At 73.7% G+C, this 14,359-nt stretch carries 13 protein-coding genes; 7 read left to right on the forward strand and 6 right to left on the reverse strand.

From position 1 onward, the window contains the following. Positions 1-1,004: 1,004 nt before the first annotated feature. From ABTY56_RS08255 to ABTY56_RS08275, 5 genes are all read right to left on the reverse strand, one after another. Complete coding sequence (locus ABTY56_RS08255; RefSeq protein ID WP_350627557.1) at positions 1,005-2,210, reverse strand: sensor histidine kinase; 1,206 nt, start codon at positions 2,208-2,210, stop codon at positions 1,005-1,007. Beyond that, positions 2,207-3,010, reverse strand: coding sequence for a response regulator (locus tag ABTY56_RS08260; protein WP_350627558.1), 804 nt, complete (start codon positions 3,008-3,010; stop codon positions 2,207-2,209). The genes ABTY56_RS08255 and ABTY56_RS08260 overlap by 4 nt, the downstream gene beginning before the upstream one ends. Next, positions 3,007-3,897: a hypothetical protein gene (locus ABTY56_RS08265; protein WP_350627559.1), complete on the reverse strand. Its 891-nt coding sequence runs from the start codon at positions 3,895-3,897 to the stop codon at positions 3,007-3,009. Before ABTY56_RS08265 ends, ABTY56_RS08260 begins: the two co-directional genes overlap by 4 nt. Positions 3,898-4,112: 215 nt before the next feature. Further along, positions 4,113-4,730, reverse strand: a complete 618-nt coding sequence (locus ABTY56_RS08270; RefSeq protein WP_350627560.1) for a class F sortase — start codon at positions 4,728-4,730, stop codon at positions 4,113-4,115. 295 nt (positions 4,731-5,025) lie between these two features. After that, entirely contained in the window at positions 5,026-5,499 is a 474-nt protein-coding gene (locus ABTY56_RS08275; RefSeq protein ID WP_350627561.1) for a hypothetical protein, read from the reverse strand. Positions 5,500-5,973: 474 nt separating this feature from the next. Between ABTY56_RS08275 and ABTY56_RS08280 the strand changes: the two genes are divergently transcribed. From ABTY56_RS08280 to ABTY56_RS08290, 3 genes are all read left to right on the forward strand, one after another. Then, on the forward strand, positions 5,974-6,105 hold the full coding sequence (locus ABTY56_RS08280; protein WP_350627562.1) for a hypothetical protein: 132 nt from the start codon (positions 5,974-5,976) through the stop codon (positions 6,103-6,105). Positions 6,106-6,174: 69 nt separating this feature from the next. Beyond that, positions 6,175-8,028 (forward strand): ABC transporter ATP-binding protein, encoded by a 1,854-nt coding sequence (locus ABTY56_RS08285; protein WP_350627563.1) that lies wholly within the window; start codon positions 6,175-6,177, stop codon positions 8,026-8,028. Beyond that, a complete protein-coding gene (locus ABTY56_RS08290) occupies positions 8,025-8,846 on the forward strand; it encodes a serine/threonine-protein kinase (protein ID WP_350627564.1) in 822 nt (273 codons plus the stop codon). Before ABTY56_RS08285 ends, ABTY56_RS08290 begins: the two co-directional genes overlap by 4 nt. A gap of 108 nt (positions 8,847-8,954) precedes the next feature. Here ABTY56_RS08290 and ABTY56_RS08295 read toward each other — a convergent pair whose 3' ends face one another. Further along, entirely contained in the window at positions 8,955-9,764 is an 810-nt protein-coding gene (locus ABTY56_RS08295; RefSeq protein ID WP_350627565.1) for a site-specific integrase, read from the reverse strand. A 202-nt stretch (positions 9,765-9,966) separates the two neighbouring features. On the opposite strand from ABTY56_RS08295, the gene ABTY56_RS08300 reads away from it, so the two are divergent. The 4 genes from ABTY56_RS08300 to ABTY56_RS08315 all read left to right on the forward strand — a co-directional run bounded on the left by ABTY56_RS08300 (position 9,967) and on the right by ABTY56_RS08315 (position 14,061). Continuing rightward, complete coding sequence (locus ABTY56_RS08300; protein WP_350627566.1) at positions 9,967-11,262, forward strand: MFS transporter; 1,296 nt, start codon at positions 9,967-9,969, stop codon at positions 11,260-11,262. Positions 11,263-11,440: 178 nt separating this feature from the next. Continuing rightward, the gene (locus ABTY56_RS08305; RefSeq protein WP_350627567.1) at positions 11,441-11,674 is read left to right on the forward strand and encodes a hypothetical protein; all 234 of its coding nucleotides are present in this window, start codon (positions 11,441-11,443) and stop codon (positions 11,672-11,674) included. A gap of 119 nt (positions 11,675-11,793) precedes the next feature. Next, positions 11,794-12,339 carry a methylated-DNA--[protein]-cysteine S-methyltransferase gene (locus ABTY56_RS08310; protein ID WP_350627568.1) on the forward strand — a complete coding sequence of 182 codons (546 nt, stop codon included), beginning with the start codon at positions 11,794-11,796 and terminating at the stop codon, positions 12,337-12,339. 303 nt (positions 12,340-12,642) lie between these two features. Continuing rightward, positions 12,643-14,061, forward strand: a complete 1,419-nt coding sequence (locus ABTY56_RS08315) for a family 2B encapsulin nanocompartment shell protein (protein ID WP_350627569.1) — start codon at positions 12,643-12,645, stop codon at positions 14,059-14,061. Positions 14,062-14,359 lie beyond the last annotated feature (298 nt).

Here is a 14,359-nt window from a genome sequence, read left to right on the forward strand (position 1 = left end):
ACATCGGGGATGCTATCCCCAATTATTAGATCTCCTCGACTGAGGATTACGTCGCGCATTCTTTGGGCCGATGGCGCAAATGAACTAGCAACCCATCTTTCCCATCGCTCGCGCTCGGGGGTCGGAAGTGATGCATCGTGGATTCGCCCTGACTGTGGCGGAAGGTGCTGGACCCGGAAAGCATGCCAGGATCTTTCGTTTGTTTCCGCAAGAACCAGGAGCGGCCCATAGAGCTCGCGAAGCTGAGAATTCACCCACTCCAGCTGCGCCTGATGAGAGGAGCGCCTGACTTCACCACGATGATTCATCCAGTACGCAAGCACGGCTATCAAAACGCTGGCACTCGCGGTAATTATAGCTGTCGTCAAAGTTTATATTCTTTCGGTCTGTGGAGTTGCTTCGGGGCAAAGCATGGCACAAGCACCTGGCGCTAGTTGGCTATTTGCTCATATCGCGGCGGAACAGCACGACCATGGCAGCCAAGAGGGGTCCGGCACCTGCTGGGCCGCCAAGCTAGACCCATCGGCCTGTCAGAGCGTCGGCCAAGTTGCGACTGACAGGCCGAGAGCACAGCGCCGGATCTCCACCACTTGCTCACTTGGGAGAACCCTGGCAGACGATCTTGAAATCAGGGCCGCCTAGTCCGGTGCGGGACCAACACAAAGCAACCGTCTGAACAGGACTGATGCTGACTAGCGCAGGTCGGCCGCCACCCCGGACCTCATTCGGGATGAAGAGGCCCTGGATTCAAGCCCCGCCACCCCGCACTGAGTCGGGGTGCTGACATCGCTTCCTGACATCAACACGCCCGGACGCCGACATGCCCGTGCGTCACCGTGGATCCGCGGCGTTGGCGAGCGGGATGCGTAAGGGCCGCTCCGTGACGCCCGCGTTTGATCTTGTAAAGCGGGGGTCGTCGGTTCGAACCCGACAGGGGGCTCAGCGTGTGAAGGGCCGGTCCGACGTGTTGTCGGGCCGGCCCTTCGGCGTTGGGGGAGGGGGCGTCAGTCGGGTGGGAGGGTGAGGGTGGCGAGGGCGCCGCCGGTGGGGTGGTTGGCGAAGGTGAGGGTGGCGCCGATGACGCGGGCGTGGCCGGTGGCGATGGTGAGGCCGAGGCCGTGGCCGCGGCCGCGTTCGGGGACGTTGGTGCGGAAGCGCTGGGGGCCGTGCCGGAGCAGGTCGTCGGGGTAGCCGGGGCCGTGGTCGCGGACGGTGATGCGGGGGCCGTCGACGTGGAGGTGGACCGGGGCGGCGCCGTGGCGGTGGGCGTTGAGGATCAGGTTGCCGAGGATGCGGTCCAGTCGGCGCAGGTCGGTGCGGACCTGCCGGTCGGCGGCGACCTCGACCGTGACGTCCAGTCCGGTGAGGGAGACGGTGCGGCGCACCGCGCGTTCCAGGGGGACGGCGGAGAGGTCGGGGGACTCGGCGTCGGCGTCCAGGCGGGAGACCTCCAGGAGGTCCTCGACCAGGCCGCGCAGGGCCTGGACCCGGTTCTGCACGAGTTGGGTGGGGCGGCCGGGCGGCAGCAGTTCGGCGGCGGTGACCAGGCCGGTGAGCGGGGTGCGCAGCTCGTGGGCGACGTCCGCGGTGAAGCGCTGCTCGTCGGCCAGGCGGCGGTGCAGGGTGCGGGACATCAGATCGACGGCGGCGGCGAGGTCGGCGACCTCGTCCTTGCCGTCGACGAGTTCGCCGATCCGGGTGTCCGTCCCTCCGGCGGCGATGCCCCGGGCGGCGGTGGCGGCGGTGCGCAGGCGACGGCTGATCCGGTCCGCGACGAGGACGCCGACCAGCACGGTGGTGAAGACCGCGGCGACGACGGTGAGCAGGATGATCCGGTCCAGGTCGGCGATGGCCTGCCGGTCCTGGGTGAAGTCCACCCGCACGGAGACCACTCCGTCCGGGACCGGGCCGGCCGCCCACATCGACTCGCCCTTCCCGTCGGCCGCGAGCAGTGTGCCCTGCCGGCCGCTCCGGGCGAGGGTGCGCAGCCGGTCGGGGAGGGCTGGGTCGTCGACCGCGGCGCCCGGGCCGGCCGTCTCGCGGTTGCGTTCGTAGCCGGTCAGGGTCGAGTCGAGGGCGGTGAGCGCGGCGGCGCGGGCCTGGTCGACGTGCTGACGGATCATCGCCTGGTGGACCAGCAGGCCGACCGCCACGGCGACCAGGACGGAGATGGCGGCGACGGCGGTGGCGATCTGGCGGCGCAGGGTCATGCCGGGCGCCGCAGCTTGTAACCGAACCCGCGGACGGTCTCGATCCGGCCGGAGCCGATCTTGGCGCGCAGCCGCTGCACGTGGACGTCCACGACCCGGGTGTCGGCGCCCCACTCGTAGTCCCAGACCCGTTCGAGCAGGGTGGAGCGCTCCAGCACGATGCCGGGCGCGGCGGTGAACTCCAGCAGCAGCCGCAGTTCGGTGGGGGTGAGCGGGACGAGGCGGCCGTCCACCCGTACCTCCATGCTGTCGGTGTCCACGCGCAGGCCGTCGAAGCTGCGGACGGCGGTGGAGGGGCCGGGCGCCGGGGTGTCCGGCGGCAGCGGCGCGGCGGTGGAGGGCGGGGGCGTCGGTGCGTCCGTGGAGGGCGGCGTCGGGGCGGTTGTGTCCGTCGTCGGGACGACGCGGATGCGGCGCAGCACCGTACGGATCCGGGCGACCAGGACGGCGCTCTCGAAGGGCTTGACGACGTAGTCGTCCGCGCCGGCCTCCAGGCCGGAGACCACGTCCACCGGGTCGGTGCGCGCCGACATCATCAGGATCGGCAGCTGGCTCTCCTCGCGGATCCGGCGGCAGAGGCCGACCCCGTCGAGCAGCGGCAGCATGACGTCCAGCAGGAGCAGGTCGGGTCGGACGGCGTGGAAGGCCTCCAGCCCCTCCAGGCCGTCGGCGGCCGTGGTGACCGGGAAGCCGTAGCGCTCCAGGGCCATCCGGGTGGCCTCCCGGATCACCTCGTCGTCCTCGACCAGGAGGATGTGCGGGTGCGCGGGAGTGGTGGCGGCGGGGGCGGCGGGGATCATCGCTTCGGCTCCGGGAACACGGCGGGGGCGGAGGGCTGGGCGGAGGGCTGGGCGGTCGTCCGGGGCGCGCGCGGGGACGGGACGGCCGCGCCGGGAGCCGGTTCCGGCGATCCGGTGGCAGGGGAGCCGACGGCAGGGCGGCCGCCCGGGGACGCGGCGGACTTGGGGGTGGCGGTGGGCGTCGGCGGGCCGGGGTCCACGCCGGTGGGCGGCAGCACGCCGAGGCCCTTGTCGTTCCGCTCCTGCAGGACGAGCCTCACGCCGTCCCAGTGGTAGCAGCTGCTGGTGAGGACGTACAGGCTGGTCGACTCGTACAGCCAGAGGTCGGAGCCGGCGGTCTCGGCGCTGAAGGTCCGCTGGACCTGCACCCGCAGGACGGGCAGGAGGCGGTCCTCGGTGAGGGCGAGGGTGTAGACGTGCAGCACCACCGGTCCGGGGGTGATGACGGTGGTGATCAGCGACAGCCGGCCGTCCCCGGTGAGGTCGCGGAACTCGGGGCTGCGGACCTCGCACCCGGCACAGGAGTCGAGCGCCTGGCGCTCCTCCTGGGTCACCCCCGGGTCCTTGGCGAGGACGGTGCGGACGTCCACCGCGGTGATGTCGCGCCCGGGGACGGTCAGGTCCGGTACGGGCTGCGGCGCCTGGGCGGTGGTGCCACCGGTCCCGGTGGGGGACGGGGCCGGAGCCGGCGGGGTGGCCAGATCCGGCCAGAGCGGCCGGTGGACGGGCGGTGGCGTGATGGTCCGGGCCGGGCCCTGGTCCTGCAGGCCGCCGGGCGCGGCCCGGCCGAACGCCAGCGCGGCGAGGGCGAGGACGACGACCAGGCCGGCCAGGGTCGCCACGGCGACGGCGCCGGGCCGGCGACGGGGTGGGGGTGTTGCTGCCACGGTCGGTGCTCGTCCTCCTGGTCTGCGGCGCGGTGCCGGTTCGTCGCCCCCGTGGCGTCCTGGTGGTAGGTCGCCCGGACGGCGGCCGGCGGTTCCGGAGCGCCGCCGGGTGCCGGGTCGCGCCGGCGGTTCCGGACCGCGCCGCCGGTTCCGGCCGGGCGGCCGGCCGGGCGGGGGTGGCCGGCCGGCCGCGGGGTCGGCGGCCCGGGCGCGGGTCAGGTGGCCAGGTCCGCCAGCACGATGATGTTGTCCGTCCAGTGCCCGTCCGAACCGATCCGCCCGCCGCAGGTGATCAGCCGCAGCGCGGGGGCGGGCGTGTCGCCGTAGACCTGCTCGGTGGGGAAACTGTCCTTGGCGGCCTGGAGCAGCGTCCGGACCCTGAAGTCCACGGTGCTGCCGTCCGCCCGCCGGACCCGGACCAGGTCGCCGGGCCGCAGCTTTGGCAGCTGCCGGAAGACCGCCGGGCCGTGCACGGTGTCGTAGTGCCCGATCAGCACGGCGGGCCCGGTCTCGCCCGGGCTGGGGCCGTTGCGGTACCAGCCGACCTCGTCACCGCGGTCGGCCGTCGGCACCTGGACCGTCCCGTCGGCGTTCAGGCCGAGGTCGGCCACCGGCGCGTCCACCCCGGCGGCGGGGACCAGCAGACGGGTCGGCGGCGAGGGCGCGAAGGGCTTCGGGGCGGTGGTGGCGGGCGACGGGGCGGTCCCGGTGGCGGGTGCCGTCGGCCGGGTGTCCGCGGTGCTGCCGTGGCCGGAGGCCTCGATCCGCACCACCGGCGCCTCCCGGCCGGACAGGGCCAGCGAGGTGCCGAGCACCAGGCAGAGCAGGCCCACCGTGCCGAAGGCCGTACGGCGCAGGGCGCTCGGTGCGGGTCGGGCGGCGCGCCGCCGCCCGTGTGCGTGCCCGGGCCGGTCTTCGGGCCGGCCTTGCCGGTCTCCGTGTCGGCCTCCGTGTCGGTCCCCGTGTCCGCGCGCCCTGCGCCGCACCGCCCGTCCGGGGGCCGCCTGCTCGGCTCCGGGGCGGGTGCGGCTGCCGGTCCCCGCCGCAGGGGCGGCCCCGGTGCCGTTCCCCCGACCGCTCGGGTGCGGGGGAACGGCGCCGGGGTGCCCGGCGGACTCGGGACCGGTGTCAGCCGCGCGCACCGGAGCGGCGGCGCAGGACGGCGAAGCCCAGCGCTCCGGCACCGATGGCCGCGACGGCGCCGCCGCCCGCGAGCATCAGGCCGGAGCCGTCGGTGGCGCCGGAACCGTCGCCGGCCTGCGCGGCGCCCTTCGGCACCTCGCGGACCTGCGGCTGGGCGCCGTTGGGGGCCTGCGGGGCGGGCACGGCCTTCGGGGACTCCGCGCCGCGGGCCGGGGCGGCGGGCGCGGCGGGGGAGGCGGCGGGGGCCGGGGCCTTGGGGTCGGCCGGCGCCGGGGTGGCGGTCGGCACGGCGCCCGAGGCGGGCGAGGCGACGACACCCGGGGCGGGCGCGGCGGTCTTCGGCGCGCCGTCGGCCCAGGCCTGGCCGCCGGTGACGGCGGCCAGCAGCGCGGCGCCGGTCAGGGCGCAGGCCGCCAGGACACGGCGGGCGGGCGTGCGGTCGGTACGGCTCCTGCTCATGCGGTGATCTCCATCTGCATCGGTGGTGTACGTCGGTCGCGGTCGCGGTTGCGGACGTTCGCGGTCGGCGCCGGACGCGCACGTCCTCGTCGCGGACGCCCTCCGCCCGGTGGGGCCGGGTGCCGGTGGGTCCGGTTCTGCGGTTCGGCCGTTGCGGCCGGGGCGTCGACAGTGACGGTAGGAGGGCCGTGTCGCGGTCCTCGGCCGGTCGTGTCACGGCCGCCCATCGGGTGTGTAACGGCCGTTTCCCTGCCTGTCTCGTCACCGGCCGGACCGTCCGGTTCGCAACGCACCGCTCGGGTGCACCGCACCACCACCGGCCGTCGTGCCGGATCGCACCGACGGTGCCGGATCGCACCGACGCTGCCGGATCGCACCGACGGTGCCGAATCGCACCGACGACCGGTGAGCGCCCCCGGCCCCCGGCGCGTACCCCTGGGTGGGGATCGAACGACCTACAGAGAGGTGGCAGTGATGAGCATGCTGGCCAACCTGGCGCCGGCGCTGCGGCATCCGCGCAAGCGGACCGGGACCGGCAAGGAGACCAGGACCTCGAAGACGAACGACCGTCGTCGCCGCCGTCATGGAAGCAACTCGCGGCACTGACGGCTTCGCCGTCCTGTCAGGGCCGGGCCGGCAACGGCCCGGCCACATCCCCAGGGCTGGACTCGTACCGTGTGGTCGCTGCGGCGGCTGACCGCCATCGGCACCGTCGGCACGGGTGACCCGGGCGACGGCGACGGCCGGGCGGCCCCGGTCGTCGACCAGGCCCCGGTCGTCCCGCTGCGGCGGACGTTCGGGCGGTTCTGGCCCTACACCCGCGGGGGTCGGCGCTGGCTGGCCCTGTTGCTGGGGTTCGTCCTGCTCGGGCCGGTGGTCGACGCGGCCGCGATCTGGCTGTTCAAGGTCGTCGTCGACGACGTGCTGATACCGCGCAGGCTCGGGCTGTTCCTGCCGGTCGCGCTCGGCTACGCCGGGCTGACGCTGGTGGCGGGTGGCCTGCGCTTCGCCGACGAGACGACCTCGACCTGGGTCAGCGAGCGCTTCCTGCTCGCCCTGCGCACGGACGTGTTCAGGCACCTGCAGGGCCTCTCGCTGGGTTTCTTCGAGCGGCGGCGGCTCGGCGACGTACTGTCGCGGCTGACCGGAGACGTCGAGGCGGTCGAGACCTTCCTCCTCTCGGGCGTCCTCGACGCGGTCGCGTACGTCGCCGAGCTGGCCGTCTTCCTCGGCGTGCTGTTCTACCTGCGGTGGGACCTCGCCGCGGCGGCCCTCGTCGTCGGGCCCGTGTTCTGGTTCACCGCGCGGCGCTTCTCGGTGCGGGTGAAGGCCGCCTCGCGGGAGCGGCGGCGGCGCAGCGGCTCGGTGAGTGCGCTCGCCGAGGAGACCCTGGAGAACATCGCCCTGGTGCAGGCGTACAACCGGCAGGACTGGGAGCAGGAGCGGTTCCGCCGGGAGAGCCTGGCACGGTTCCGGGCGACCATGGCCGCGACCCGGCTGCGGGCGCTGTTCGCGCCGATCGTCGAGCTGCTGGAGCTGTTCGGCGCGCTGACCGTGCTCGGGCTGGGCGCCTGGGAGCTCGCCGGCGGCCGCCTGACGCTGGGCGAACTCCTCGTCTTCGTCGCCCTGTTGAGCCGGCTGTACGGCCCGATCCGGGGGATCTCGCGGCTCAGCAACGGTTTCTACTCCGCCTCGGCCGCCGCCGAGCGGATCATCGAACTGCTCGACCAGCGGCCGCAGGTGGCCGATCCACCGGCGCCGCTGCGCCCCGCCCGGATCCGCGGCGCGGTGGCCTTCGACCGGGTGTGGTTCCGCTACCCGGGCACGACCCGGGTGGGGCTGTTCGACGTGTCCTTCCACGCCGAACCGGGCGAGACGGTGGCCCTGGTGGGGGAGAGCGGGGCCGGCAAGTCGACGACCGCCAAGCTGCTGCTGCGCTTCTACGACCCGGAGCGCGGGGCCGTCCGGCTCGACGGCATCGACCTGCGCGAACTCGCCCTGGCCGACCTGCGGGAGCACATCGCGGTCCTGCTGCAGGAGACCCTGGTGATCCACGGCACCGTCCGGGAGAACATCGCCTATGGCCGGCCGGGCGCGACCGACGCCCAGGTCGTCGCGGCCGCGAAGGCCGCCGACGCCCACGAGTTCGTCAGCCGGCTGCCGGACGGCTACGACACGCTGGTGGGCCGGCAGGGCGGCCTGCTCTCGGGCGGGCAGCGGCAGCGGATCGCCATCGCCCGCGCGATGGTCCGGGACGCGCCCGTCCTGCTGCTGGACGAGCCGACGACCGGGCTGGACGCGGAGTCGGGGCGGCGGATCCTGGAGCCGCTGGGACGGCTGATGCGCGGCCGGACGACGATCATCATCTCGCACAACCTGCTGACCGTACGGAACGCGGACCGGATCGTGCTGCTCCGCGGCGGCTGCGTCGCCGCCTGCGGCACCCACCGGGAGCTGCTGGCCGGCGACGACGGCTACGCCCGGCTCGACCGGCTGCACCGGCCGCCGCTCCAGGAGGTGGCGCCATGACGTCCCGGAAGCCGCTTCCCCCGGGTGACCCCATCGCCCCCGGCTACCAGGTCCTGGCGCACCTGTGCCGCACCGGCTGGCTCGACGTGTACGACTGCTGGAGCGAGGAGCGGGACTGCCGCTGCGTGGTCAAGGTGCTCCGGCCCGACCGCCGCCGCGAACGCCGACTGCGCGAGCGCCTGCTCCGCGAGGGTCGCTGGCTGACCGAGTTCACCCACCCGCACCTGGTGCGCGGCTACGGCACGGGCGAGCGCCCGCAGCCGTACGCGGTGCTCGAGACCCTCACCGGCGAGACCCTCGCCCACCTGCTGGACACCCGACCGCGCCGACCTGCCGCCACCGACCTGGCCGTGCTCGGACTGCACCTCTGCTCGGCGACCCGCTACCTGCACCGGCAGGGCCTGCTGCACCTCGACCTCAAGCCCTCCAACATCGTGATCGACTGCCGCCACGCCAAGGTGCTCGACCTCAGCATCGCCCGCCCCCCGGGCCCGGGCACGCCCGGCATCGGCACGGACGGCTACCTCGCCCCCGAGCAGGCCTCCGGCGGCCTGCTCACGGCGGCCACCGACGCCTGGGGCATCGGCGTCACCCTCTACGAGGCCGCCACCGGCACCGGCCCCTTCCCCGGCCCGTCCCCGCACGGCCCCGTCCCCCCGGTGACCCGCAGCCGTCGCCTCCCGCGCCTCCTCGCCGCCGCCATCGACGGCTGCCTCCGCCTCACCCCGGAGGACCGGCCGAGCCTGCCGCAACTGGCGGAATCCCTGGACGAGTTGCTCGACCAGGGACGCCGCGCGGTGCCGCCGCCGGAGGAGTAGCCGCAGGTGCACCCGGTGTCGATCCCGGAGGGCCGGCCTTCGGCACGCCGCCCGCAGTCGCCGGAGCGTGCCCCCGCAGCCACCGTCCCCGCACCGACCACCCGACCCTCAGCGCGCCGCGCGGAGCCGTCGGAGGGTCCAGCCGGGGCCGAGTGCCCGGGTGTGGGTGGTGAAGAGCTCGGCGGCGCGGCGGTAGGAGAGGCGGGCGCGGCCGGTGTAGGGGCAGCGGTCGGCGGTGGGGGTGCCGGTGGGGGCGCGGCGGTCGGTGAGGAAGAGCGGTCCGGTGGCGCGGCCGACGACGAGCAGGGGGAGCAGGCGGGCGGTGCCGGACTGCCAGTGGACCGGGGCGTGGCCGGGGCGGGTGCGGCGGCGGGGGAGGTCGAGGTGGTCGGTGTCCAGGGCCAGGACGGTCTCGATGGCGGCGCCCGTCTCGTGCAGCAGGTGCCACAGGGTCTGCTCGCGCAGCGGGGCGCGCAGGGCGAACAGGGCGCGAAGCTCGTCGGGGGTCAACGGGGCGTTGGCTGCGGCGGGTTCGGGCAGGGGGTGGGGGTGCAGGTCGGCGGCTGGATCGCCGGCGATCCAGCCGCGGGCCCGCCACCAGGCCGCGGCCGCGCGCAGGGTGGAGAGTTCCCGGTTGAGCGTGCGCGGGTCGGTGTCGGCGGCGCGCCGGCCGACGGCGGCGCGGAGCCGGGCGGTGGCGTCCGGGTGGTCGAGCAGCGCGAGCGGCAGGACGGGCGGCCGGGCGCGCCGCCGTTCGGGCCCGGTGGGGGCGGGGCGGTCGGCGAGTGCCCAGGCCCAGGTGTCGAGGGCGATCCGGTAGATCCGCCGGGAGCCTTCGGCGAGCCCGGAGGCGGCCAGGTAGCGCTCGACGGCGACGGCGTACTCGACCGGTGGGAGCCCTGCCGGGGTCTCTGTCACGTTCGCTCTCTTCCGCAGTAAATCGAATCACCGAAGTCCCTCGGAGAATAGCTGTGATTCGCAGTAAACAGCAGGTGGAAAGCCATGATGGTGTCCATTTACTGCGGCAGGTGGCCGAACTCCGAAAATTGATGCGGAAAGACTCAAGTTTTTCGTCGGAAACCCTTGAACCCCGCCACCGCCGAATCCAGACTTGCTGCCCATGGCAGTGCAGACCGAACGGATCCCGGCCCGCCGCAGGCGCCCGGGAGACCGGCTCGCCGTGCTGGGCGAGCGCGAATTCCTGTGGTTCTTCATCGGGTACACGACCTCCCTCGTCGGCTCGTCGATGGCGCCGGTGGCGGTGACCTTCGCGGTGCTCGACGGCAGCGGCAGCGGCGGCGGGGGCGAGGGCGGCGGCAGCGGCACCGACCTGGGGTGGGTGCTGGCGGCCCGGATCCTCCCCGTGGTGCTGGTGCTGCTGGCCGGCGGGGTGATCGCCGACCGGCTCGGCAGCCGGCGGGTGATGCTCGGGTCGGACGTCCTGCGCGGCCTGGTCCAGGCGCTGTTCGCCGGGCTGTTGGCGGCCGGGCACGCGCCGGTCTGGGTGATGGTCGCCCTGGTCGCGGTGTGGGGGATCGGCGAGGGGCTGTTCATGCCGGCCTTCGGCGCGATCGTGCCCGACCTGGTGCGCCGCAAGGAGCTGGTGGCGGACGCCAACACCCTGCTGGGGCTGTCCCGTTCGGTGTCGACCGTGGTCGGTCCCGCCGCGGCGGGCCTGGTGACCGCGACCAACGGCCCGGCCGCGGTGCTGCTGGTCGACGCGGTGACGTACGGCGTCGGCGCTTTCGCGCTGGCCAGGCTGCGGCTGCCCGAGCGGGTGGCGGCGGACGGCGGGGAGTCGTTGCCGGGCGAACTGCGGGCCGGCTGGTCGGAGTTCGCCTCCCGTCCGTGGTTGTGGATCACCACCGCGCAGATGGGCCTGTTCAACCTGCTGGTCTGGGCGCCCTTCCTGGTGCTCGGCCCGCTCACCGCGCAGCGGGACCTCGGCGGTGCCCCCGGCTGGGGCCTGGTGATGGGGGTGTACGGCGTCGGCGCGGTGCTGGGCGGCCTCGTGATGCTCGGCCGCGTGCCCGCCCGTCCGCTCGCGGTGGCGTCGGTGGCCGCGCTGGGCTGGGCGCTGCCCTCCGGGGTGCTCGCCCTCGGGGCGCCGTTGCCCTGGGTGGCCGCCGGCGCGCTGGTGGCCGGGGTCGGCTCGGCGGTCTGCGGGACGCTCTACAGCTCGACGACGCAGAAGTGGGTGCCGGTGGAACTGCTCGGCCGGGTGACGTCCTTCGGCGTGCTCGGCTCCTTCGCCCTCGGCCCGCTCGGCCTCGCGGTGGCCGGCCCGCTGGGGAGCCGATTTGGCGTGGACACGCTGCTTATGTTCGGATCAGTCTGGCAACTGGCGGCCGGAGCCGTAGTGTTGGGCATACCGGCCGTACGGAACCGCCGCTGGGAGGAGGGCTCGGAGAACTGACCAACCCCTCGGACGGCTCCGGGGCGCACCCCCGGCCCCCGGTGCGGCCCACCGCGCACCACGCCCGGCCGGCCCCGGAGCGCAACAGGCTGCCCCACCCGCGCACGCCTCCGCGGCGGGCGGGGCGGCCGACCCGGTCGTACCGTGGAGGGTGGGGGGTGACGGAGGAGGTTGAACAATGCCCGGTTCGCTCACCATCAGCCACCACGAGTCCGCGGTCACCCTGGACCACACGGACGCCGAACGGCTCGCCGTCGTGCTGGCCGAAATGGCCTACCTGTTGGAGATCCCGGGTCCGAACCGGATCAACGAGGCGCAGCTCGCCCTGCTGTGCGAGGGCCGCACCCCCGACCGTGCCGAGCTGGCGCACTGGTGCCAGGCGCTCGCCACCCAGCTGAAGGGGCGGCTCTGACCGACACCGCCCACCGCCGAACGGCCGCTCGACCGCCGTACGATGACGCGCGGGGCGGGGACGCCCCCCGGGCGCCGGGGTGGCCGACGGCCGGTCCGGCGGAGGGTGGGGGCCCGAGCGTGCCGCAGTCCTGGTCGATGTCCTGGCTGACCGTGCCGACGCCGCTGCCCAGTGGCCCGATGCACATCGCGGTGACCCCACTGGGCGTGGCCGCGGCCGGCTACGGCGGGCGCGACGGCGAGGCGCCGCCGTGCACCGACGAAGCGAAGATCACTGCCGTCACCGAGCGGATCGGCGCCTACCTGGCGGGCCGCACCCACGAGTTGGGCCTGCCGATCGACTGGAGCCTGAGCTCCGGCCCGCACCGCGCCGTCCTGCAGACGCTCTGGCGCGAGGTGCCGTACGGCCGCACCGTGACGTACGGCGAACTGGCCGCCCGCAGCGGGGTGTTCGAGGACGTCACCGAGCCCGGTCTGGCCGCCCGGACGGTCGGGCAGATGATGGCCGCCAACCCCGTCCCCCTGTTGGTGCCCTGCCACCGGGTGGTGGCGGCGGACGGGATCGGCGGGTTCGGCGGCGGCCGGGTCGGGATCGAGGTGAAGCGCTGGCTGCTCACCCTGGAGGGGGTGCTGGAGCCGACGCTCGACTGGGACGGGCCGCTGTAGCGGCGATGCCGCGGTGCGGGGAAGCGGTGATGGTGGATGTGGGGGGTGCGGCGGCGCCGAAGTGTCAAGGGGTGGCGCGGGTGAGGGGGTGGATGGGGGAAGATGGGGTGCCGGAGCCCGGTATGTTCGAATAAATAGTCGAACAAATATCGATCAGTTGATCTATTCGTACTATTTGTTCGGCTATTCCAAACCACTCGTATGAGTGATTGCGGGCTGCCCTCGAATGGGCCCACCATGAAGCTGCAACACGAATGTGCAAGGTGACTTCATCGGGTATCGGGTATGCGAAGGGCTCCCCTCATGTCGACCGAAACCAATGCCGGTATTCCTGCGCCGGGCGCGCAGACGGAGATCCGGCAGCAGCAGAGTCTGAGCACGGCGGGCGCGCGGAACCTCGCGACGACCACCAAGTCCGCGCCGCAGATGCAGGGCATCAGCCCGCGCTGGCTGCTCAGGAAGCTGCCCTGGGTGCAGGTGTCCGGCGGTACCTACCGGGTCAACCGCCGCCTGCGCTACTCGGTCGGCCGGGGCCGGGTGGGCTTCGTCAAGACCGGTGCCGAGGTGCGGATCGTCCCGCCGACGCTCGCCGAGGTGCCGGTGCTGCGCGGCTTCCAGGACGACGCCGTGCTGGAGGAGCTGGCCTCGCGCTTCGTGCAGCGGGAGGTCGACCCGGGGGACGTCCTGGTCGAGGCCGGCACGCCGATCACCGAGGTCTTCGTGATCGCGCACGGAAAGCTCGACCGGATGGGCACCGGCAAGTACGGCGAGGAGACGGTGGTCGGCACCCTCGCCGACGGTGACCACCTCGGTGACGAGGCGGTCCAGCAGGACGGCGGCACCTGGCCGTACACCGTCCGCGCCGCGACCTCCGGCACCGTGATGGCGCTGTCCTGGCCCTCCTTCCAGGAGCTGCACGACCGCTCCGAGGCGCTGCAGCTGCAGGTCATCGAGTACCTGAACGGCTTCCAGCAGGCGCAGAACAAGCACGGCGAGGCCGCGATCGACCTCTCCGCCGGCCACGAGGGCGAGTACGAGCTGCCCGGCGCCTTCGTGGACTACGAGCTCAAGCCCCGCGAGTACGAGCTGAGCGTCGCGCAGACCATCCTCAAGGTGCACGCGCGCGTCGCGGACCTCTACAACCAGCCGATGAACCAGACCGAGCACCAGCTCCGGCTGACCATCGAGGCCCTGCGCGAGCGCCAGGAGCACGAGCTCGTCAACAACCCCGAGTTCGGCCTGCTGGAGAACGCCGCGTACGACCAGCGGATCCAGACCCACTCCGGCCCGCCCACCCCGGACGACATGGACGAGCTGCTCAGCCGCCGGCGCAGCACCAAGATGTTCCTGGCCCACCCCAGGGCCATCGCCGCCTTCGGCCGGGAGCTCAACAAGCGGGGCATCAACCCGGGCACGGTCGAGGTCGAGGGCCGGCACGTCATGTCCTGGCGCGGGGTGCCGGTCTTCCCGTGCAACAAGATCCCGATCGTCGGGAACACCAGCTCGATCATCGCGATGCGAATCGGCGAGGACAACCAGGGTGTCATCGGGCTGCACCAGACCGGAATTCCGGACGAATACCAGCCGAGCCTTTCGGTGCGGTTCATGGGAATCGACGACAAGGCCATCATTTCCTACCTGGTGACCGCCTACTACTCCGCCGCGATCCTGGTGCCGGATGCGGTCGGTGTCCTGGAGAACGTGGACATCGCGCACCGCTGACGGCCCGGCGGGGCCGATCGGAGATCCGCGTCGTCCGGCCGGAGGTGCCACCACACCCCGGTCGGCGGCGCGCCCTGGCGGGTCCCGTGCGGGTTTCGACGCGCTTGGGTGCGGTTCCGGCATGTCCCGTGCGGTTCCGACGCGCCCCGTGCGGTTCCGACGCGTCCCGGTGCGGCTCCGGCGCCTCCCGGTGTGCCCGGGACCGTACCGCACGCAGCCGCCGAGCCGGCCGCCGTCGACACCCGCAGTGCGACCCCGGCCCGTCCGCGCCGGGCCATTCCACGACAGGCGCCAAGAA

This window comes from Kitasatospora sp. NPDC097691, assembly GCF_040302665.1.
In the GTDB taxonomy this organism is placed as follows: domain Bacteria; phylum Actinomycetota; class Actinomycetes; order Streptomycetales; family Streptomycetaceae; genus Kitasatospora.

Bases quoted from the DNA above. Each gene is read 5' to 3' on its own strand.
- ABTY56_RS08255 (WP_350627557.1), bottom strand. From the start codon at position 2,210: ATGACCCTGCGCCGCCAGATCGCCACCGCCGTCGCCGCCATCTCCGTC.
- ABTY56_RS08260 (WP_350627558.1), bottom strand. From the start codon at position 3,010: ATGATCCCCGCCGCCCCCGCCGCCACCACTCCCGCGCACCCGCACATC.
- ABTY56_RS08275 (WP_350627561.1), bottom strand. From the start codon at position 5,499: ATGAGCAGGAGCCGTACCGACCGCACGCCCGCCCGCCGTGTCCTGGCG.
- ABTY56_RS08280 (WP_350627562.1), top strand. From the start codon at position 5,974: ATGAGCATGCTGGCCAACCTGGCGCCGGCGCTGCGGCATCCGCGCAAG.
- ABTY56_RS08290 (WP_350627564.1), top strand. From the start codon at position 8,025: ATGACGTCCCGGAAGCCGCTTCCCCCGGGTGACCCCATCGCCCCCGGC.
- ABTY56_RS08300 (WP_350627566.1), top strand. From the start codon at position 9,967: ATGGCAGTGCAGACCGAACGGATCCCGGCCCGCCGCAGGCGCCCGGGA.
- ABTY56_RS08305 (WP_350627567.1), top strand. From the start codon at position 11,441: ATGCCCGGTTCGCTCACCATCAGCCACCACGAGTCCGCGGTCACCCTG.
- ABTY56_RS08315 (WP_350627569.1), top strand. From the start codon at position 12,643: ATGTCGACCGAAACCAATGCCGGTATTCCTGCGCCGGGCGCGCAGACG.